Source organism: Pseudomonas purpurea (assembly GCF_039908635.1).
Lineage (GTDB): Bacteria > Pseudomonadota > Gammaproteobacteria > Pseudomonadales > Pseudomonadaceae > Aquipseudomonas > Aquipseudomonas purpurea.
This window is the reverse complement of record NZ_CP150918.1, coordinates 5,569,944-5,590,462: the sequence shown is the minus strand read 5'-3', so window position 1 is coordinate 5,590,462 and position 20,519 is coordinate 5,569,944. Positions and strand designations below refer to the sequence as shown.

16 protein-coding genes and 1 pseudogene are annotated in these 20,519 nt (G+C 61.2%); 10 read left to right on the top strand and 7 right to left on the bottom strand.

Translation table 11 applies throughout. The features are described from left to right. Positions 1–57: 57 nt before the first annotated feature. Positions 58–1,201: pseudogene (locus AABM54_RS25255) on the bottom strand (DegT/DnrJ/EryC1/StrS family aminotransferase). Positions 1,202–1,352: 151 nt separating this feature from the next. Between AABM54_RS25255 and gcvP the strand changes: the two are divergent. Then, a complete protein-coding gene (gene gcvP / locus AABM54_RS25250; protein WP_347902614.1) occupies positions 1,353–4,226 on the top strand; it encodes an aminomethyl-transferring glycine dehydrogenase in 2,874 nt (957 codons plus the stop codon). Between the two features lie 88 nt (positions 4,227–4,314). On the opposite strand, the gene AABM54_RS25245 is transcribed toward gcvP, so the two are convergent. The 3 genes from AABM54_RS25245 to AABM54_RS25235 all read right to left on the bottom strand — a co-directional run bounded on the left by AABM54_RS25245 (position 4,315) and on the right by AABM54_RS25235 (position 6,081). Beyond that, positions 4,315–4,632 (bottom strand): DUF2388 domain-containing protein, encoded by a 318-nt coding sequence (locus AABM54_RS25245; protein ID WP_347902613.1) that lies wholly within the window; start codon positions 4,630–4,632, stop codon positions 4,315–4,317. A gap of 69 nt (positions 4,633–4,701) precedes the next feature. Continuing rightward, positions 4,702–5,151: an NfeD family protein gene (locus tag AABM54_RS25240; protein WP_347902612.1), complete on the bottom strand. Its 450-nt coding sequence runs from the start codon at positions 5,149–5,151 to the stop codon at positions 4,702–4,704. A 9-nt stretch (positions 5,152–5,160) separates the two neighbouring features. Next, positions 5,161–6,081 carry an SPFH domain-containing protein gene (locus tag AABM54_RS25235; RefSeq protein ID WP_347902611.1) on the bottom strand — a complete coding sequence of 307 codons (921 nt, stop codon included), beginning with the start codon at positions 6,079–6,081 and terminating at the stop codon, positions 5,161–5,163. Between the two features lie 135 nt (positions 6,082–6,216). On the opposite strand from AABM54_RS25235, the gene AABM54_RS25230 reads away from it, so the two are divergent. After that, positions 6,217–7,212, top strand: a complete 996-nt coding sequence (locus tag AABM54_RS25230; RefSeq protein WP_347902610.1) for a hypothetical protein — start codon at positions 6,217–6,219, stop codon at positions 7,210–7,212. A 5-nt stretch (positions 7,213–7,217) separates the two neighbouring features. Here AABM54_RS25230 and AABM54_RS25225 read toward each other — a convergent pair whose 3' ends face one another. Both AABM54_RS25225 and AABM54_RS25220 read right to left on the bottom strand, forming a co-directional pair. Continuing rightward, positions 7,218–9,002: an ATPase, T2SS/T4P/T4SS family gene (locus tag AABM54_RS25225; protein ID WP_347902609.1), complete on the bottom strand. Its 1,785-nt coding sequence runs from the start codon at positions 9,000–9,002 to the stop codon at positions 7,218–7,220. 140 nt (positions 9,003–9,142) lie between these two features. Beyond that, positions 9,143–9,481 (bottom strand): hypothetical protein, encoded by a 339-nt coding sequence (locus tag AABM54_RS25220; RefSeq protein ID WP_347902608.1) that lies wholly within the window; start codon positions 9,479–9,481, stop codon positions 9,143–9,145. Positions 9,482–9,606: 125 nt separating this feature from the next. On the opposite strand from AABM54_RS25220, the gene AABM54_RS25215 reads away from it, so the two are divergent. Next, positions 9,607–10,077, top strand: coding sequence for an Lrp/AsnC family transcriptional regulator (locus AABM54_RS25215; protein ID WP_054594557.1), 471 nt, complete (start codon positions 9,607–9,609; stop codon positions 10,075–10,077). Between the two features lie 156 nt (positions 10,078–10,233). Here the strand turns inward: AABM54_RS25215 and AABM54_RS25210 are convergent, their stop codons facing one another. Beyond that, entirely contained in the window at positions 10,234–11,601 is a 1,368-nt protein-coding gene (locus AABM54_RS25210; protein ID WP_347902607.1) for a CYTH domain-containing protein, read from the bottom strand. A 157-nt stretch (positions 11,602–11,758) separates the two neighbouring features. Here AABM54_RS25210 and argE point away from each other — a divergent pair, with 157 nt between their 5' ends. From argE to ssuD, 7 genes are all read left to right on the top strand, one after another. After that, the gene (gene argE / locus AABM54_RS25205) at positions 11,759–12,928 is read left to right on the top strand and encodes an acetylornithine deacetylase (RefSeq protein ID WP_347902606.1); all 1,170 of its coding nucleotides are present in this window, start codon (positions 11,759–11,761) and stop codon (positions 12,926–12,928) included. A 264-nt stretch (positions 12,929–13,192) separates the two neighbouring features. Next, complete coding sequence (gene argA, locus AABM54_RS25200) at positions 13,193–14,491, top strand: amino-acid N-acetyltransferase (protein ID WP_347902605.1); 1,299 nt, start codon at positions 13,193–13,195, stop codon at positions 14,489–14,491. A 530-nt stretch (positions 14,492–15,021) separates the two neighbouring features. After that, the gene (locus AABM54_RS25195; RefSeq protein ID WP_347902604.1) at positions 15,022–16,401 is read left to right on the top strand and encodes an OprD family porin; all 1,380 of its coding nucleotides are present in this window, start codon (positions 15,022–15,024) and stop codon (positions 16,399–16,401) included. A 290-nt stretch (positions 16,402–16,691) separates the two neighbouring features. Next, positions 16,692–17,330, top strand: coding sequence for a peroxiredoxin (locus AABM54_RS25190; protein WP_347902603.1), 639 nt, complete (start codon positions 16,692–16,694; stop codon positions 17,328–17,330). Positions 17,331–17,688: 358 nt separating this feature from the next. Further along, positions 17,689–18,282: an NADPH-dependent FMN reductase gene (gene ssuE / locus AABM54_RS25185; RefSeq protein WP_347902602.1), complete on the top strand. Its 594-nt coding sequence runs from the start codon at positions 17,689–17,691 to the stop codon at positions 18,280–18,282. Positions 18,283–18,371: 89 nt separating this feature from the next. Next, positions 18,372–19,340: a sulfonate ABC transporter substrate-binding protein gene (locus AABM54_RS25180; RefSeq protein ID WP_347902601.1), complete on the top strand. Its 969-nt coding sequence runs from the start codon at positions 18,372–18,374 to the stop codon at positions 19,338–19,340. Between the two features lie 25 nt (positions 19,341–19,365). Then, the gene (ssuD, locus tag AABM54_RS25175) at positions 19,366–20,514 is read left to right on the top strand and encodes an FMNH2-dependent alkanesulfonate monooxygenase (RefSeq protein WP_347902600.1); all 1,149 of its coding nucleotides are present in this window, start codon (positions 19,366–19,368) and stop codon (positions 20,512–20,514) included. The last annotated feature ends 5 nt before the right edge of the window (positions 20,515–20,519 follow it).

Below are 20,519 nucleotides of genomic sequence, written 5' to 3'. Positions count from 1 at the left end.
AGTGCATTGGGCGTTTTGTGTGCCAGGGGGTGCTATCCGGTTACGGGGCAGCAACGGTCAAGCGTCTTGCAATACGGCCTTCACCGCCGCCACCGAGCGCTCGACGTCGCTTTTGCTCATGCTGGTGAACATCGGCAATGACACGATCAGGCGGCCGACCCGTTCGGCCACCGGGAACTGGCCTTCCTTGAAACCGCGTTCGCGGTAAAGGCTCAGCAGGTGGATCGGTGGGTAGTGGTAACCAATGCCGACGCCCCGTTCCTGCATCTGTTCCATGAACGTGGCGCGGGCGGGTTTGCCGTCCGTGCGCTCCGGCAACACCAATTGAAACAAGTGCCAGTTGCTCTGGGTGAAGTCCGCGGGTGGCAGTTGCGCGCCGTAAGTGGCTTCGAAGTCGCTGCCGAAACAGGCGAAGTAATGCCTGGCCAGTTCCCGGCGGTGTGCGGTGATGGCGTCGATGTGGGCGAACTGGCCCCAGGCCGATGGCGGCCGCCACGTCCGTCATGTTGAACTTGCCGCCCAGTACATCAACGTCCAGCCCATCGAAACCGCTGCGGGTCACGCCTTGCAGGCGGTACTTCTCGGCCAGTCGCACTTCTTCAGCGTTGTTGAGCACCAGGCAACCGCCCTCCGAGGAGGTGACGTTCTTGTTGGCCTGGAAGCTGAACGACACGAAGTCGCCGGTAGCGCCGATGCGCTGGCCATTCCAGCTGGAACCCAATGCCTGGGCGGCATCTTCGACGATCCTCAAACCGTGTTGCTTCGCGAGGGCGTACAAGCGGCTCATGTCCACCGGCAACCCGGCGAGAAACACCGGGATGATGGCCTTGGTGCGCGGAGTAATGGCCGCTTCCAGCTGGGCCAGGTCGATGTTGCGGGTGATCGGGTCAATGTCGGCAAACACCGGGGTGGCGCCGACTTCAAGAATCACGTTGGCCGTGGCCACCCAGGAAATCGGCGTAGTGATGACTTCGTCGCCCGGCCCGACGCCGGCGATGCGCAAGGCAATCTCCATGGTGCAGGTGCCGGAATTGAAGGTCCGCACCGGGCGGCCGCCAAAGAACTCCGAGAGCTGGGCTTCGAAGGCCTGGACCTTCGGCCCGCTGGTGATCCAGCCGGAGCGCAGCACATCGCCGACGGCGGCAATGGTGGCTTCATCGATGACGGGTTTGGAAAACGGTAGAAAAGGCAGTTGGCTCATAACGATCGGTGCACCCGGTTGGCGGACGTTGGTGATGCGCGACACAGAATGGCTCCGATTGGTCGAAGACGCCATACCGTGCGCGCAGGGGAGCTATGCTGCCAGAACCGAGTTGAACAGACGCTGAGCGCCATTCAAGAGAGAGCCCGTCATGTCCCAGTTGCCATCCTTGAGCCAGTTGCGAGACCCCAATGCCTTCCTGCGGCGGCACCTGGGCCCCGATGCCGGCGAACAGCAAGCCATGCTCGACAGCCTCGGGCTCGGTAGCCGAGTCGAACTGATCGAGCAAACCGTGCCGCCGGGCATTCGCCTCAACCGTGCGCTGGACCTGCCCCCGGCCCTTGATGAGGAAGCCGCGCTGGCCAAGCTGCGGGGTTACGCCGAACAGAACCAGGTCTGGACCAGCCTGATCGGCATGGGCTACCACGGGACCCTGACGCCTGCAGTGATTGTGCGCAACGTGCTGGAAAATCCCGGTTGGTACACGGCCTATACGCCTTATCAACCGGAAATTGCCCAGGGTCGGCTCGAAGCCTTGCTCAACTTCCAGCAACTGACCATCGACCTGAGCGGCCTTGAACTGGCCAACGCCTCCTTGCTCGACGAAGCCACGGCAGCGGCCGAAGCCATGGCGCTGGCCCGTCGCGTGGCCAAGTCCAAAAGCAACCGGTTCTTCGTCGACGAACACTGCCACCCACAGACTATTTCGGTGGTGCGCACCCGCGCCGAGGGCTTCGGTTTCGAGTTGATCGTCGACACGGTGGATAACTTGAAACAGCACGAGGTGTTCGGTGCGCTGTTGCAGTATCCCGACACCCACGGCGAGATCCGTGACCTGCGACCGTTGATCGATCACTTGCACGCCCGGCAAGCGCTGGCCTGCGTGGCGGCGGACCTGTTGAGCCTGCTGCTGCTCACGCCCCCCGGCGAACTGGGTGCCGACGTGGTGTTCGGTTCTTCCCAGCGCTTCGGCGTGCCGATGGGTTACGGCGGCCCCCACGCGGCGTTTTTCGCCAGTCGCGACGAATACAAGCGAGCGATTCCGGGGCGGATCATCGGCGTGTCCAAAGACGCACGCGGCAACGTTGCGTTGCGCATGGCCCTGCAAACCCGCGAGCAACATATCCGCCGCGAGAAGGCCAATTCGAACATCTGCACCGCGCAGGTCCTGCTGGCCAACATTGCCAGTTTTTATGCGGTTTACCACGGCCCCGAAGGCCTCAGGCGTATTGCCCAGCGTGTGCATCGGCTGACCTGCATCCTCGCCACGGCACTGGAACGCCATGGCATTGCCCGACTCAACCAACAGTTTTTCGACACCTTGACCCTCGACGTCGGAGGCAGTCAGACCGCGATCCTTGAGAGTGCCAAGGCTGCGCAAATCAACCTGCGGATTCTCGGGCGCGGGCAAGTCGGGGTGAGCCTCGACGAAAGCTGTGATGAACGCACCGTGGCCACGCTGCTCGATGTGTTCCTGGGAGCCGATCATGGGCTCAGCGTCGCCGATCTGGATGCTGAACGGCTTGAATCCGGCATTCCCGACGCTTTGTTGCGCACATCGCCGTACCTGCGTCACCCGGTCTTCAACGCGCACCACAGCGAAACCGAGATGCTGCGCTACCTCAAGCAACTGGAAAACAAGGACCTGGCGCTTAACCAGTCAATGATCCCGCTGGGTTCCTGCACCATGAAGCTCAACGCCACCAGCGAGATGATCCCGATCACCTGGCCGGCGTTCGCCAACCTGCACCCGTTTGCGCCGAAAGAGCAGGCCGTGGGTTATTCGCTGATGATCGGCGAACTGGAGCGCTGGTTGTGTGCAATCACCGGGTTCGACGCGATCTGCATGCAACCCAACTCCGGCGCCCAGGGTGAATACGCCGGGTTGCTGGCAATCCGTAAATACCACGAGAGCCGCCAGCAGGGCGCGCGGGACATCTGCCTGATTCCGGCCTCGGCCCACGGCACCAACCCGGCGTCGGCGCAGATGGCCGGGATGCGGGTGGTGATCGTCGACTGCGACGATGCTGGCAACGTCGACCTTGAAGACCTCAAGGCCAAGGCCTTGGCGGCGGGTGAGCACTTGTCCTGCCTGATGGCCACCTATCCCTCGACCCACGGTGTGTACGAAGAGGGCATCAGTCAGATCTGTGAAGTTATCCACAGCCACGGCGGCCAGGTGTACATGGACGGCGCCAACCTCAACGCGCAGGTCGGGCTGGCGCGGCCGGCGGACATTGGCGCGGATGTGTCCCACATGAACCTGCACAAGACGTTCTGCATTCCCCATGGCGGCGGCGGGCCGGGCATGGGGCCGATTGGCGTGCGGGCGCACCTGGCGCCGTTCGTCGCCAATCATCCGGTGGTGCCGATTGACGGCCCCCACCCGCAGAACGGTGCGGTCAGCGCGGCGCCCTGGGGCAGTGCGAGTATTTTGCCGATCAGCTGGATGTACATCGCAATGATGGGGCCGCAATTGGCGGACGCCAGTGAAGTGGCGATTCTGTCGGCCAATTACCTGGCCCGGCACTTGTCGGGCGCGTTCCCAGTGCTCTACAGCGGACGCAACGGGCGGGTGGCCCATGAGTGCATTCTCGACCTGCGTCCGCTCAAGGCGCAGACCGGGATCAGTGAAGAAGATGTCGCCAAGCGGCTGATGGATTACGGCTTCCACGCGCCGACCATGTCGTTTCCGGTGCCGGGTACCTTGATGGTCGAACCGACGGAAAGCGAGTCCAAGGCGGAGCTGGATCGCTTCATCAACGCCATGCTGAGCATTCGTGCGGAAATCACCGAGGTGCAGAACGGCAGCTGGCCGGCCGAGGACAACCCGCTGAAACGCGCGCCCCACACGCTGGCGGACGTCATCGGCGTGTGGGACAGACCCTACAGCGTCGAGCAAGCCGTCACGCCCGATGCCCATACCAAGGCGCACAAGTACTGGCCGACGGTGAACCGTGTGGATAACGTCTATGGCGACCGCAATCTGTTCTGCGCTTGTGTGCCGGTGGATGAATACCGCTGAAGTAACGGTTAACACCTGTCCAATGTGGGAGCGGGGCAGGCAAAAAAATGCCGCTCATGAGAGCGGCATTTTTGTTCAGCGATGAAGCTTATTCCGAGGCCACGGCATTCTTGGCCAGGATGGCGTTGGCCAGGTCCATGTCGGTGGCTTTCAGGCCCGGGTTGTCGGCGCGGACTTTCTGCATCGCGGCTTCCAGGTACGGGCCGCGAATACTGCCATCACTGGCAACGAAGCTGCCGGCGTCGTCCTGGGCGGCGACGATCAGCTTGTGATCCTTGAAGGTCAGGTAGGTGGACGCGGTGGTTGCGCCTGACGAAATGACATTACGCCAGAAGCTGTCGGCCATGGCTGAACCAACAGGAAGAGACAGCAGGGCCAGTGTGGCGACAGCAAGTTTGAAACGCATGGTGGGTGACTCCGATGTAGGTGATCTAACGGGTTTGATTGCAGATCACCTGTTCCAGTTCCATGACGTTCAATCTGCGTGTTCGACCACGATGATCACGCCTTCCTGGCCGACCACGCGCACCCGTGCGCCAGCCGGGGAATCCGGCCCCTTGGCCATCCACACGCCGTCGGCAACCTTGATCTTGCCGCGTCCGTTGATGATCGCCTGATGCACCACGAAGACCTTGCCGACCAGTTCCTGGCCGCGCAGGTTGAGGTTCGGCTGGTCGCTGTCGCGGACCGCACTGCGCTGGCGTCGCCACCAGTACAGCGCAGTGGTGATCGACAGCAGCCCGAACAGCAGGAACTGCACCGCCCACGACAGGTTCGGGATCAGGAATGTCAGCACGCCCACCGCGGCCGCGGCCATGCCGATCCACAGCAGATAGCCGCCAGCGCCGAACACTTCGAGAATCAGTAAAACGGTGCCCAGCGCCAGCCAGTCCCAGAACGACAAATGTTGCAGAAATGCCCACATGGCCGACCCTCAGGACTTCTTGCCGTCGAACGTGGCCTTGACGATTTCGCCGATGCCGCCGACGGCGCCGATCACCTGGCTGGCTTCGAGCGGCATCAGTATCACCTTGCTGTTGTTGGCTGAGGCCAGTTTGCCCAGGGCATCGATGTATTTCTGGGCGACGAAGTAGTTCACCGCCTGCACGTTGCCGCTGGCAATCGCCTCGGACACCACTTTGGTTGCTCGCGCTTCGGCTTCGGCCTGACGCTCGCGGGCTTCGGATTCGAGGAACGCCGCCTGTCGACTGCCTTCGGCTTCGAGAATCTGCGCCTGCTTCTTGCCCTCGGCCGTCAGAATCGCCGAGGCGCGCAGGCCTTCGGCTTCAAGGATCTGCGCACGTTTGATCCGCTCGGCTTTCATTTGCCCGGACATGGCCGCCATCAGGTCGGCCGGCGGGCTGATGTCCTTGATCTCGATCCGGGTGATCTTGATGCCCCACGGCGCGGTGGCTTCATCGACGGTGCGCAGCAGTTTTTCGTTGATGGCGTCGCGCTGGCTGAGCATGGCGTCCAGTTCCATCGAGCCGAGCACGGTACGGATATTGGTTTGCAGCAGGTTGCGGATAGCGTGTTCGAGGTTGTTCACCTCGTAAGCCGCTTGGGCGGTGTTGACCACCTGGAAAAAGCACACGGCGTCGATCTGCACCGTGGCGTTATCGGCGGTGATGACTTCCTGGGGCGGAATATCCAGCACATTTTCCATCACGTTGATCTTGCGGCCGATGCGGTCCATCACCGGAATGATGATGTTCAGGCCCGGTTTGAGGGTGTTGGTGTAGCGGCCGAAACGCTCGACTGTCCATTGATAGCCCTGGGGCACCACTTTGAATCCCATGAACAGAATGGCGACGACCAAACCGACAAAAAGTAGAAGCACGCTGCCTATTTGCATGACAAATCCCTGTTCGAGTCATTGGTCAAAGAAGCTTCAGTACAAGGAGTGTAGCGGCGCGGTCCGGGGACGAGCATTCGTTGTGTAAACGCGGCCCTCAGCGCCTCGGGTAACATGTGCGCCCCACCTGCATGGATGCCTGCCTTGATTTTCGGACCGAGTTTTATCGCAATGCTGCTGGCCGGTGTGCTGTTGCAACTGGTGCTGGTGTCTTTCGTCGGCTTGCCGGCCCTGTTGATCGCCTGTTTCGTGAAGCGTTGGCGGCGTGTCCTGCTGCGGCATCCGCGCACGTTCGGGGTGTTGGCGCTGGTCTTCTCGACCGTGGTGGCCGGTACGCTGTGGTCCGAGGCGCGTGAGTTTTTAGACACACAAGCGCTGAACCCGCGCCTCGAACAGGACCTGCAACTGGGCGGCCTGCGCTTTCCGGCCGGGACGCAGGTGAAGCTCGCGACCTGGAAACCCCTCGACATCTACGATCAGCCACAGGTCCATGGCCTGCAAAGCCTGAAGTACGCCGAGTTCGCCGAGCCGCAGCCGGTCATGGGCGTGCAGGTGACCGCGCTTGAATTGCCTGAGCACGGTGACTATGTCCGTCTGCAACTGGCCAGCGATCAGGTCGTCGACGGTTGGCCCTGTGCGGGCGGGAGCTGGGTGACTTTGGACGCGGCAGCCGAGGTTCGCCTGCAACCCGAGCGCTGGACGCTGGACTCTTGCACCCTGGCGCCGCAGGTAACCGTGCAAGGCGTGACCTGGCCTGCCGACAGCCTGGTCAGTCACCACACCCACGAATACATTGTGCAGACCCTCGGCGCCGCTCATCCTCCGGTGGTCATCGAGGGCATCGGGTTGGTGTCCCTGACCCTCAAGCTCAATGAGCAACGCCAGCGCCGATACTGGACAGGTCAGTTGGCGGACCCAATGAGTCTGGGCGACTGGGAATACCCCAGAGGCATGAGTGTGCGCCAGGACGAGGTGCCCACCGTGTTGTTCAGCCCGAGCAGCGACTATGCCGCGCGTAACCTGCGCACGGGTGAAACCCTGGCGGCCGGGCGCTCGATCCTGCAACGCCGGGCCGACGGCAGCACCCTGTGGATCAAGTCCAATGCCGAGCTGGGCGTGCCCGACTGGTAACGCCGCTATTTCTGCTCGCTTTGCGGGGTCACCCGCAACACCTCCTCAAGGGTGGTCAACCCGGCGCCGACCTTCTGCGCGCCAGACAGCCGCAGGCTGCGCATGCCTTCCTTGAACGCCTGGCGGCGCACGGCGGTGAGGTCGGTGTCGGGGGTGATCAGCGTCTTGATCGCATCGCTCAATTGCATGATTTCATACACCCCGGCCCGCCCGCGGTAACCGGTGTCGCGGCACTCCAGGCAGCCGATGGCGCGCTGGGCGTTGCTTGGCAGCGGTGCCTGCCAGGGGCGGGTCAAGGTTTGCCAGTCTTCTTCGCCGAGGGTCAGCGGCGCCTTGCAATGCGGGCACAAGGTTCGCACCAGCCGTTGCGCCATCACGCCCAGCACCGTGGCTTTGATCAGGTAATGCGGCACGCCGAGTTCCAGCAAGCGGCTGATGGCGCTGGGCGCGTCGTTGGTGTGCAGGGTCGAGAGCACCAGGTGCCCGGTAAGCGCCGCTTGAATGGCCATTTCGGCGGTTTCGAGGTCGCGGATCTCACCGATCATGATGATGTCCGGGTCCTGACGCATCAGGGCGCGCACGCCGCTGGCAAAGGTCAGGTCGATGTTGTGCTGGACCTGCATCTGGTTGAACGCCGGTTCGACCATTTCAATCGGGTCCTCGATGGTGCAGAGGTTGACCTCTGGCGTCGCGAGTTTTTTCAGGGTGGTGTAGAGCGTGGTGGTCTTGCCCGACCCGGTGGGGCCGGTGACCAGAATGATGCCGTTGGGCTGGCGGGTCATGTCCTGCCAGCGGCGCAGGTCCTCGGCCGAGAACCCCAACTGGTCGAAGTCCTTGAGCAGCACTTCCGGGTCGAAGATCCGCATCACCAGTTTTTCGCCGAACGCGGTGGGCAGCGTCGACAGCCGCAGCTCGACTTCGCCACCGTCCGGGGTCTTGGTCTTGACCCGGCCATCCTGGGGTTTGCGTTTCTCCGCGACGTTCATCCGCCCCAGGCTTTTGAGGCGGCTGACGATGGCCATGGTCACTTGCGGCGGGAATTGATAGACGTTGTGCAGCACGCCGTCGATGCGAAAACGCACGGTGCCCTGCTCGCGACGCGGCTCGATGTGGATATCGCTGGCGCGCTGCTGGAAGGCGTACTGGAACAGCCAGTCGACGATGTTGACGATGTGCGCGTCGTTGGCATCCGGCTCCTGGTCGCTGGCGCCGAGGTTGAGCAACTGTTCGAAGTTGCCCAGGGTGCTCATCTGCTGATCGGCATGGGTTGCGCCGCTGACCGATTTGGCCAGGCGAAAGAACTCCACACTGAAGCGCTGGATGTCCACCGGGTTGGCGACCACCCGTTTGATCGGCAACTGCAACACGTGCGTCAGGTCGGCCTCCCAGCCCCGCACATAAGGCTGCGCACTGGCCACGGTCACGGCGTCGCGGTCGATGGCCACCGCGAGAATCTTGTGGCGTTGCGCAAAGGCGTAAGACATCAGCGGCATCACTTGCGCGACGTTGATTTTCAACGGGTCGATGCGCAAATACGGCTGGCCGGCCTGTTGCGAGAGCCAGAGGGTCAGGCTTTCCAGGTCCAGGCGTTTACCGGGGCGGCTGAGGTCGTCCAGGTGTTGGCCGGCGATGAACTCCAGCGGATGCAACTGGCTGTTGGGCGTATGACGGCGGCGAGTGTTGAGGGCGTGTTCGGCCGAGTCCTGGCTGATAAAGCCTTGGGCGACCAGTTCGCGCAGCAGATCATTGAGATCCAGCCAGCGGTCCTGAGTGACGAGTTGAACGGACATGCGGGCTCCTTGAGAACGATCCTGCACCATGCGGTTTGGAGGTGTGCGCCTCTGACCACAGATTGCAAAGAATAGTCCCGGTCCCGGAGACCGTTCGGCTATTGAGCGAGCAAGCCGTTTCGAGTTTTTACCGCCGTGCCTCAGCCCGCCGCCTGTTGCGCATGAAGCCTGGAAGCATCAGCCGCTTGCAGCTCCACCGAGCAGACGCTGATCAGGTTGCGCAGTTTTTCCGCGATCACCTGGGCGCGGTGCCAGCTCAGGCCGTCCATGACGATGTCGATCGACAGCCACTCGTCCTGACGTACGACGTTGACGGACTGCGGCACCAGAAACTGCAAGGCAAACAGGTTGAGCGCCCGGCACAGCAGGTCGGGTTCCGCCTCGGCCTGCAATTGGTAGTGCACGCGGCAATGCGCGTTGTTGACGTTCCATACATCGGCGCGGGTGGGGGTGCTGCTGACGGCTTCGAGCGGGGGCATGATGGGTCTCCAGAACAGTGGAGAAATTTTTACATTCGACGCCGGGCATTTCTTATCTAAGATGGAGCGAATTGGCGGTTAATCGAATCAATCGACTCTCAAATATAGATATTCGGGGTTTTTCTATGCACAGCGAGCTGGACGCTTACGACCGACGAATTCTGGCCCTGCTGCAAGAGGACGCTTCCCTTTCCAGTGCGCAGATTGCCGAGCAGGTGGGTTTGTCGCAGTCGCCGTGCTGGCGGCGGATTCAGCGGATGAAAGAGGAAGGCGTGATTCGCGGTCAGGTAACGTTGCTCGATCGCAAGAAGATTGGCCTGAACACGCAGATTTTTGCCGAGATCAAACTCAACGCCCATGGGCGTTCGAACTTCACGGAATTCACCGAGGCGATTCGCGGCTTTCCGGAGGTACTGGAGTGTTACGTGCTGATGGGGGCGGTGGACTTTCTGCTGCGCATCGTCACGGCGGACATCGAAGCGTATGAGCGTTTCTTCTTTGAAAAGCTGTCGATGGTGCCGGGGATTCAGGAGGTGAACTCCATCGTGGCCTTGTCCGAAATCAAGTCCACGACGAGTTTGCCGGTGTTGCGCTAAAGCATGTGACCTTGTGGCGAGGTAGCTTGCTCCCGCTGGAGGCCGAAGGACTCCCTATCCCGGCAACGCGGTGAATCAGGCATAACGCGTTTGTCGGATTTGGGGGCGCTTCGCGCCCCAGCGGGAGCAAGCTCCCTCGCCACAGGTATTGGGTTGTTACATACGCAGCAGCATCTTCCAGGCACGGTTCTGATACACCGCAATCGCCTGCTGCTTGCGCGCATCCAGGGTTTCGTCGGTGATCGGTTCGTTGGCCAGTTGCGCCAGTTTGTTCAGCTCACCGTACAGGCGATCCATTTCCGGGATGTCCAGCACGTTGCGGGCGTGGTGCATCCAGGCCTGAATGCGCTCGATACGCGGCAGTTGCTCGGCCAGGTCTTCCGGCTGTTGCTGGTAGCGTTGCAATTGCAGGGACGTGGCTTCCTCGCCCAGCAGGCGTGGCAACCAGTTGCCCAGCTGCGCGGCGCCCTGGCGATTGCCACGGGTGTTGCGATCGGCTGTCCAGGTACGGGCCAGCAACCAGCGCGAGGCGCTCAACGAGAACTGGCCCCAGCGCGGGTCTTCCAGCTCTTCGAGGAACTGCTCGGGTGCGGCTTTACGCACGTCTTCGTCGTCCTGGCCGGCCTGAACCAGCGGGCGCCAGTCTTCCAGCAAGGCGTCCAGTGCGACACGCAAGTCGTGAGTCGACTGACGTGGCGCGGCCTGGCCCAGGCTGCCGATCAAGGCGCGCAGTTCGGCGAGGTTTTCGACCCAGTCCAGCAACAGGCGCCAGTGGCCATTGAAGCGATACTGCTCGGCCAGGCGCTGGCTGCTGCCCAGCAAGTGCCAGCTCAGTGCGGCGAACGCGTCGTCCAGCGGCAGTTCGAAGGTCAGTTCCGGCGCTGGCAGGCTCAGCGAATAGCTGTTGGCGTCGAACAGGCGATAACCACGCTCGGCCTTGCTGATATCGCACGGCATCAGCGCCAGGGTCGCGGCCAGTTCGGCAGCCAGTTCCAGCAGTGCGGCAGGTTCGCCTTCACGCAGTTCCAGTTCCAACTCGCAGATTTCTTCTTTCTGCTTGCCGACGACCACGTGGCCCAGGTCCAGTGCGGCTTCGATGACCACTTTGGTCTTGCCACGGCCCCAGGCGATTTCGGCGCGTTCGCGGACGAAATCGGTGGTGAAGATTGGCTTGAGGGTCTTTTTGTCCAGCTCGGCCAGTTCTTCAGGCCAGCATTCGCCATCGAGCTTTTTCACGTCGAGCTTGGCTTTGGGCAGGTTCCAGTCGTATTCGTTGCGCTCGGACAGGCCTGCGACGCTCTGGCCACGGGTCTTGAGGGTCTGAATCACTTCTTCGCCATCGCGGCGCAGGCGCAGGGCAACCTTGGCGCGGGCCAGGTCACGCTCTGGCGTGTCGAAGTACTGGTTCATCAACTCACGGCGTTCCCAGCCACTTTTGTTGCGTTTTTTCAGTAACGGATGCTCGCGCAGCGCAGCGAGGGTTTCGCGGCTGACGCGGAGTTTGATTTCGGTTTCTTTCTGCATGGCCGGAAAATCCAGGATCGGGAGCGCAGCCGGGGGAATGTGTGGCTGCCAAGGCCGTGCAGTGTACAGGACTCGCTGCGTTGACGTGCCGCGACGGTTTATTCCTGCCGCAGGATGGCTCTATGATGGGGTTCATCTTGGGAGTTGGGAGTCAGCGATGCCTTTGCCGTCCATGAAAGACCAGTTCGCTGCGCTGATTGGCGCACCATCCGTCAGTTGCACCCAACCCCACTTGGACCAATCCAATCGTGGGGTCATTGATCTGCTGGCGACCTGGCTTGGCGACGTGGGCTTTGCCTGCGAGATCCAGCAGGTCAGCCCCGGCAAGTTCAACTTGCTGGCCAGTTTCGGCTCCGGCCCCGGTGGCCTGGTGCTGGCCGGGCACAGCGACACGGTGCCGTTCGACGGCGCGCTGTGGCAAACCGATCCGCTGAAGCTGACCGAAGTCGACGGTCGCTGGGTCGGGCTGGGCAGTTGTGACATGAAGGGCTTTTTCGCCCTGGCCATCGAAGCCGTGCTGCCGCTGCTCGACAAACCGTTCAAGCAACCGCTGATGATCCTCGCCACGTGCGATGAAGAAAGCTCCATGGCCGGCGCTCGCGCCTTGGCCGCGGCCGGCAGGCCATTGGGGCGCGCCGCGGTGATCGGCGAGCCGACAGGGCTCAAGCCGATTCGCCTGCACAAGGGCGTGATGATGGAGCGCATCGACATCCTCGGGCGCAGCGGCCATTCGTCGGACCCAAGCCTGGGCCACAGCGCCCTGGAAGCCATGCACGACGCCATGGGCGAACTGCGCGGTTTGCGCCTGCAATGGCAGCGCGAGTTCCGTAACCCGCAGTTCAGCGTGCCGCAACCGACGCTCAATTTTGGTTGCATCCACGGGGGCGACAACCCGAACCGGATCTGCGGCCAATGTTCGCTGGAATTCGACCTGCGGCCCTTGCCGGGCATGGACCCGGCGGCCCTGCGCGACGCGATCCGGCAGAAGCTTGGCCCGGTCGCCGAGCGCCATCAGGTGAAGATTGATTACGCGCCGCTGTTCCCCGAAGTGCCGCCGTTCGAGCAACCGGAAGACTCGGAACTGGTGCGCGTCGCTGAAAAGCTCACCGGCCACCTTGCCGAAGCAGTAGCGTTCGGCACCGAAGCGCCTTATCTTCAGCGCCTTGGCTGCGAAACACTGGTGTTGGGGCCTGGCGACATTGCCTGCGCGCACCAGCCGGGGGAGTACCTCGAAATGTCACGTTTACAGCCTACCGTGCATCTATTACGTTCATTGATTGAGCATTACTGCCTGACACCGGCCCAAACCCCAATGTCAGTTAGTTAAGCGCAATTCATGTGGGCGCGAGCTTGCTCGCGAATGGGGAGTGTCAGTTGATACTAATGTGACTGATACGCCGCCTTCGCGAGCAAGCCCGCTCCCACAGGTTCTGTGTTTTGGCTAACTAACCGTATAAATTGCCAGTGCCCCAACCCGTATTCATGAGGAGAGCGAGCGTGTCGCCAAGCCTGTTCCGACGATAACCATCAGCCCGCTGTGCGTTCAGTTTTGTCCTTTTATCGGCTGCTATTTATTACAGGCGCAGGTGTTATGCCCGAATACGTCAATTGGCTTCGTCACGCTTCCCCTTATATCAACGCTCACCGCGATTGCACCTTCGTCGTCATGCTGCCTGGCGACGGCGTGGAGCATCCGAACTTCGGCAATATGGTCCACGACCTGGTGCTGCTGCACAGCCTGGGTGTGCGGCTGGTGCTGGTTCACGGTTCGCGCCCGCAAATTGAAACCCGCCTCGCCGCGCGCGGCTTGACCCCGCATTACCACCACGGGATGCGCATCACCGATGCCGCGACCCTGGAGTGCGTGATCGACGCTGTCGGCCAACTGCGCATCGCCATCGAAGCTCGGCTGTCGATGGACATGGCGTCCTCGCCGATGCAGGGCTCGCGTCTGCGGGTGGCCAGCGGCAACCTGGTGACCGCACGGCCGATCGGCGTGCTGGAAGGCGTCGACTATCACCACACCGGCGAAGTGCGTCGGGTCGACCGCAAGGGCATCAACCGCCTGCTGGACGAGCGCTCCATCGTGCTGCTCTCGCCGTTGGGCTACTCACCGACCGGGGAAATCTTCAACCTGGCCTGCGAAGACGTCGCCACCCGCGCCGCCATCGACCTGGGTGCCGACAAGCTGCTGCTGTTCGGCGCGGACCTGGGGTTGATCGACGAGAACGGCCGTTTGGTGCGTGAACTGCGTCCGCAACAGGTGCCCGCGCACTTGGCGCGCCTGGGCGGCAACTATCAGGCGGAACTGCTGGATGCGGCGGCGCAGGCTTGCCGTGGCGGTGTCGGCCGTAGCCACATTGTCAGTTATGCCGAAGACGGCGCGCTGCTGACCGAACTCTTCACCCGTGACGGCGGCGGTACGCTGGTGGCGCAAGAGCAATTCGAACTGCTGCGCGAAGCGGCCATCGAAGACGTCGGCGGATTGCTGGATCTGATCAGTCCGCTGGAAGAGCAGGGGATTCTGGTGCGGCGCTCGCGTGAAGTGCTGGAGCGTGAGATCGAGCAGTTCAGCGTGGTCGAGCGTGAGGGCATGATCATTGCCTGCGCGGCGTTGTATCAGATCGCCGACTCCGAGGCGGGTGAGTTGGCGTGCCTAGCGGTGAACCCTGAGTACCGTCATGGTCGCCGGGGTGATGAACTGTTGGAACGGATCGAAACCCGTGCCCGCGCCCAAGGCCTGAAAACCCTGTTCGTTCTCACCACGCGCACTGCCCACTGGTTCCGTGAACGCGGGTTTGTGCCCAGCAGCGTCGAGCGCCTGCCGTCGGCCCGGGCGTCGTTGTACAACTATCAGCGTAATTCGAAGATCTTCGAAAAAGCCCTCTGATCCGATAACCGCAGCCTGCCTATCCCCTGGGTAGGCTGCGGTTTTCTGTGCCGTGCGCGGGCGTGAAAATGCGCAAAAGCGCGGCTCCCGGACAGGCAAACAAAAATTTCCGACGATATACAAACTGTAACAATTTGACGGGATCATGCGCGCTTCGCCATGATGGCGTCGCATTTTTGATCGGGATTGACGTATGCGGGATGTATCAATCCATAACGATCTAAAAAGCATCGGACGAATAGCATTTAGGAATTAGCTTGTTAGCCGATACGCTATGCCTCGGTCCGGTTAAGTTGTGCCGAGCTATATTCCTTAATGGTATGAAAAAGAATGAAATAATTCTTTTTGGGTTTATGAGAAATTCATTACCCTGCAAGGACCAAATTACGGTGGTTAGACCAAGGTCGTAGACACGATTGGTTACGATTGACTAATCAGTCACGGTCTGGCGCTAATCGCGCATCTGTGGATCCAGGGCATTCGACTCCGGACCAAAGAAACACAAAAATTAGAAACGAGAGGAGCGAAACATGAATAAGTCCACCTTGGCCCTGACTGTGGCCCTAGGGGTTTTGGCGCAGCAGGCAAGCGCCGCCGGTTTCATCGAAGACAGCAAGGCTACCTTGGGTCTGCGTAACTTCTACATCAACACTGACAACCGTGACTCCGGCACCAAAGCCGCAGGCGCGCAGAACAAGCAGGAAGAATGGGGCCAAGGCTTCCAGCTGAACTTCACCTCCGGTTACACCCAAGGCACTGTAGGCTTCGGTGTTGATGCCATTGGCCTGTTGGGCGTTCGTCTGGATTCCGGCGGTGGCACCAACGGCGCAAGCCCGAAGACCAAGACCAACTATGGTTCTTATGGCGGCACAGTTTTCCCGAGCGAGTCCAACGGCGAGGCAGTGAACGAGTTCTCCAGCCTGGGCCTGACCGCCAAAGCCAAGGTTTCCCAGACCGAACTGAAGCTCGGCACCCTGATGCCGAAACTGCCAGTCATCTCCTACAACGATGGTCGTCTGCTGCCGCAAACCTTCCAGGGCGGTCAGATCACCTCGAACGAGATCAAAGATCTGACCCTGGTCGGTGGTCAGATCGAGCACGTTAAAGGTCGTAACTCCAGCAACAACGAAGAGTTGTCGATTGCCGGTGCCAACGGTCGCACTGCATCGGGCCGTGACAGCAACAAGTTCATCTACGGTGGCGGTGACTACAAGATCACCAAAGACCTGACTGCCCAGTACTACTACGGCAACCTGGACGATTTCTACAAGCAACACTTCCTGGGCCTGGTACACAACTGGTCGATCGGCCCGGGCGTGTTGAAGTCGGACTTCCGTTACTTCAACAGCCGTGACGACGGTGCGAATGGTCACGACAAGAACTACTTCACTTCCGGCTACTACGGTGGCACCACCACCAAGGGTAAGGTCGACAACAACCTGTACAGCGGCTTGTTCCTGTACTCGGTTTCCGGTCACACCTTCGGTGGCGGTTACCAGGTCAGCAACGGTGACAGCGACTTCCCGTGGCTGAACCAGGGTGACGGTTCGTCGGCGTACCTGACGACTGACATGCAGATATCCAAGTTCGCCCGTGCCGGCGAGCGTACCTGGCAAGCTCGTTACTCGTACGACTTCGCCAAAGTGGGCGTCCCTGGCCTGACCGCTGGCGTGATTTACCTGCGTGGTGACAATGTTGACACCGCTGCAACGGTTAACAAGAAAACAGTTGTTGGCTCCGGCACCAGCGAGTGGGAACGCGACCTGACCGTGGCTTACGTGATTCCGGAAGGCCCGTTGAAAAACCTCGGCCTGACCTGGAAAAACGCCATGTGGCGCAACGACATCCCGGGTCAACGCGACCAGGATGAAAACCGCCTGATCGTCAGCTACTCGATCCCGCTGTTGTAAGAGCGACTTCGTGTAACGCTGCATCAAAAAGCCCCGCCCGGCGCAAGCCGTGCGGGGCTTTTGCGTTTGCAGCCGGGCCCGCCCCCGCAAGCCCTCCCTCGGTTCTCTCTTCTCAGCTGCTCAAGGCCTTCTCGAACCCTGCGAAGCAGGATCGTCTGCACGCATTCGCAGGTCCAGTGAACAGGTTTTTAATATTCCTTTTGGATCTTAATAAATCGATATTTATTCTTTTTAATAAATTCATGCGGCAGGCACAGTAGGCTCATCACGCACTCACCAGGAGCAGCACCATGAGCCTCAGACTTGGCGACATCGCCCCCGATTTCGAACAGGATTCCAGCGCCGGCACCATTCGTTTTCATGAGTGGCTGGGCGACAGCTGGGGCGTGCTGTTTTCCCATCCGGCGGACTTCACGCCGGTCTGCACCACGGAGCTGGGCTTTACCGCCAAGCTCAAGGACGAGTTCGCCCAGCGCGGGGTCAAGGCCATCGCCCTGTCGGTGGACCCGGTGGACTCGCACCACAAGTGGATCGAAGACATCAACGAAACCCAGCACACCCTCGTCAACTTCCCGATCCTTGCCGACGCCGACCGCAAGGTGTCCGACCTTTACGACCTGATCCACCCCAACGCCAACGACACCCTGACCGTGCGTGCGCTGTTCGTGATTGATCCGAACAAAAAGATTCGCCTGACCATCACCTATCCGGCCAGCACCGGGCGCAATTTCAATGAAATCCTGCGGGTGATCGATTCGCTGCAACTCACCGACAACTACAAAGTGGCCACCCCGGCCAACTGGCAGGACGGTGACGACGTGGTGATCGTGCCGTCGCTCAAGGACGAAGACGAAATCAAGAAACGCTTTCCCAAGGGCTACCGTGCGGTGAAGCCGTACTTGCGTCTGACCCCGCAACCCAATAAATAAGCTTCAACGACTTCGCTGAGGCTGAAATCCAATCGCGAGCAAGCTCGCTCCCACAGAGTTTTGTGTTTGGCTTGAAATCTGTGGTCAGGCTAAATCCACTGTGGGAGCGAGCCTGCTCGCGATAGCGCCATACCAGGCACCGCAAGATTCAGAGTCAACCACATCCACAAAGCAGGGGATTTCAGGCCGTTTCGACGGCCTGTTTTTTTTGCCTGGTGTTCAGTTTTTCTTATATTCATTTAACGAATAACCAAATGAATAAATATGATTTATAGATATATAAATCGGCTGTTAAGGTCTACCCGACACCGCGAGATCGCAAGCCGCGAATCGCCAACACCGCTTAAGGAATCGCCACATGTTGGTCGTCTCACTCGGTGGCAGTCCCAGCCAACGCTCCCGTTCCGGGGTGCTGCTGGATCGCTCCCAACGCTGGCTGCAACAGCACGGGGTGGAGGTGGTGAGTTACCAGGTGAGGGACTTCCCGGCCGAAGACTTGCTGCACGCCCGCTTTGACAGCCCGAAGGTCATCCATCTGCTGCAACAGATTGAAAACGCCGATGGCCTGCTGATTGCCACACCGGTCTACAAGGCTTCGTTCTCCGGCGCGCTGAAAACCGTGCTGGACCTGCTGCCCGAACGCGCCCTGAGCCACAAGGTTGTATTGCCCATGGCCACGGGCGGCAGCATCGCCCACATGCTGGCAGTGGATTACGCGCTAAAACCGGTGCTCTCGGCCCTCAAGGCCCAGGAAATGCTCCACGGGATTTTCGCCGAAGACAGCCAGATCGCGTACGGCGAAGGCAGTGCCCAGGCAAAGTTGGCTCCCGAGCTGGAGCAGCGTTTGAGCGAAGCCCTGGAGCAGTTTTTGAGCGCCATGGCCCGACGGCCAAAACCGCTCGACCCTCATCTGTTGAATGAACGTTTGTTGAGCGCTCGCTGGAGCATCTGAGCCCCAGCCGAACGTGATGTACTGGCCTTACTCGCCCGACAACGGGCAAGCAGGTGCAGCCAAAACCCAACTGCAAAAAGGAGAGCGCTATGCGCCCTGTCATTTTGCGTCGTGGTCTGGTCGCTCTGTTTGCTGCGGCTGTGTCCTTCGGCGTCATTGTTCAAGCTCAAGCGGCCGAGACCTTGCGTATCGGCTACCAAAAGTATGGCACCCTGGTGCTGCTCAAAGCTCGCGGCACACTGGAAAAACGCCTCGCCGCCCAAGGCGTGGACGTGCAATGGACTGAGTTCCCTGGTGGCCCGCAGTTGCTCGAAGGGCTGAATGTCGGCTCCATCGATTTTGGCGTGACCGGCGAAACCCCACCCGTATTTGCCCAGGCCGCTGGCGCCGATCTGCTCTACGTCGCCTACGAGCCACCGGCGCCGACCAGCGAAGCGATCCTGGTGCCGAAGGACTCCACGATCCAATCGGTGCAGGACCTCAAGGGCAAGAAAGTCGTCCTCAACAAAGGCTCCAACGTGCACTACCTGCTGGTGCGCGCCCTGGAAGACGCCGGCCTCACGTACACCGACATCCAAACCGTGTTCCTGCCACCGGCCGATGCCCGCGCCGCGTTCGAGCGTGGCAGCGTCGATGCCTGGGTGATCTGGGACCCGTACCAGGCGGCTGCCGAACAGCAACTGCAAGCACGTACCCTGCGTGATGGCAGCGGCATCGTCGACAACCATCAGTTCTATCTGGCGACCAAGCCCTACGCGCAAAAAAATCCGCAGGTCATCAAGACGCTGGTGGAAGAAGTGCGCGCCGTGGGCGAGTGGTCCAAGGCCAACCCTGTCGAGGTGACCAAACAAGTCGCGCCGCTGCTCGGCCTGTCGGCAGACATCACCCTGACCTCGGTGAAACGCCAGGGCTACGGCGCGTTGTTCCTCACGCCCGACGTGGTCGCGGCCCAGCAGAAAATCGCCGACAGCTTCTATCAGCTCAAGTTGATTCCCAAGCCCTTGAGCATCAAAGACGTGATCTGGACGCCGCCGGCAGCCGTTGCCACCGCGCCGTAATTCGATTTCCTTAGGAGACAACTCCATGAGCCTCAATATTTTCTGGTTCCTGCCTACCCATGGCGATGGCCATTACCTGGGCACCTCCGAGGGCGCTCGCGCCGTTGATCACGGTTACTTGCAGCAGATCGCCCAAGCGGCGGATCGCCTGGGCTTCGGCGGGGTGCTGATTCCCACCGGGCGTTCCTGCGAAGATTCGTGGCTGGTGGCCGCGTCGCTGATTCCGGTCACCCAGCGGTTGAAGTTTCTGGTCGCGCTGCGCCCCGGGATCATTTCCCCGACGGTGGCGGCGCGTCAGGCGGCGACCCTGGATCGCCTGTCCGGTGGCCGTGCGTTGTTCAACCTGGTCACGGGCGGCGATCCTGATGAACTGGCCGGTGATGGTCTGTTCCTCAGCCATGAAGAGCGCTATCAGGCCTCGGTGGAATTCACCCGCATCTGGCGCCGGGTGCTGGAAGGCGAAACCGTCGATTACGACGGCCAGCACATCAGCGTGAAGGGTGCGAAATTGCTCTATCCGCCGATTCAGCAACCGCGTCCGCCGCTGTACTTCGGCGGCTCCTCGGAAGCCGCTCAGGACCTGGCCGCAGAGCAGGTCGAGATGGTCCTGACCTGGGGCGAGCCACCGGCCGCCGTCGCCGAGAAAATCGAACAAGTGCGAGCCAAAGCCGCGAAGCTCGGCCGCACCGTGCGCTTCGGCATTCGGCTGCATGTGATCGTGCGTGAAACCAACGCTGAAGCCTGGCAGGCGGCGGACCGTTTGATCTCACATCTGGACGACGACACCATCGCCCGCGCCCAGGCTTCGTTGGCGCGCTTCGATTCGGTGGGTCAGCAACGCATGGCTGCCCTGCACGGCGGCAGCCGCGACAACCTGGAAGTCAGCCCGAACCTGTGGGCCGGTGTCGGCCTGGTGCGCGGCGGTGCGGGTACGGCACTGGTCGGCGACGGTCCGACCGTGGCGGCGCGCATGCAGGAATACGCAGACCTGGGCATCGACACGTTCATCTTCTCCGGTTATCCGCACTTGGAGGAGGCGTACCGGGTGGCTGAATTGCTGTTCCCGCACCTGGACATCGAGCGCCCGGAGCTGCCGAAAACCGGTGGTTACGTCAGCCCGTTCGGTGAAATGGTCGCCAACGACATCCTTCCCAAAGCCGCGTCGCAGAGCTGAGGCGC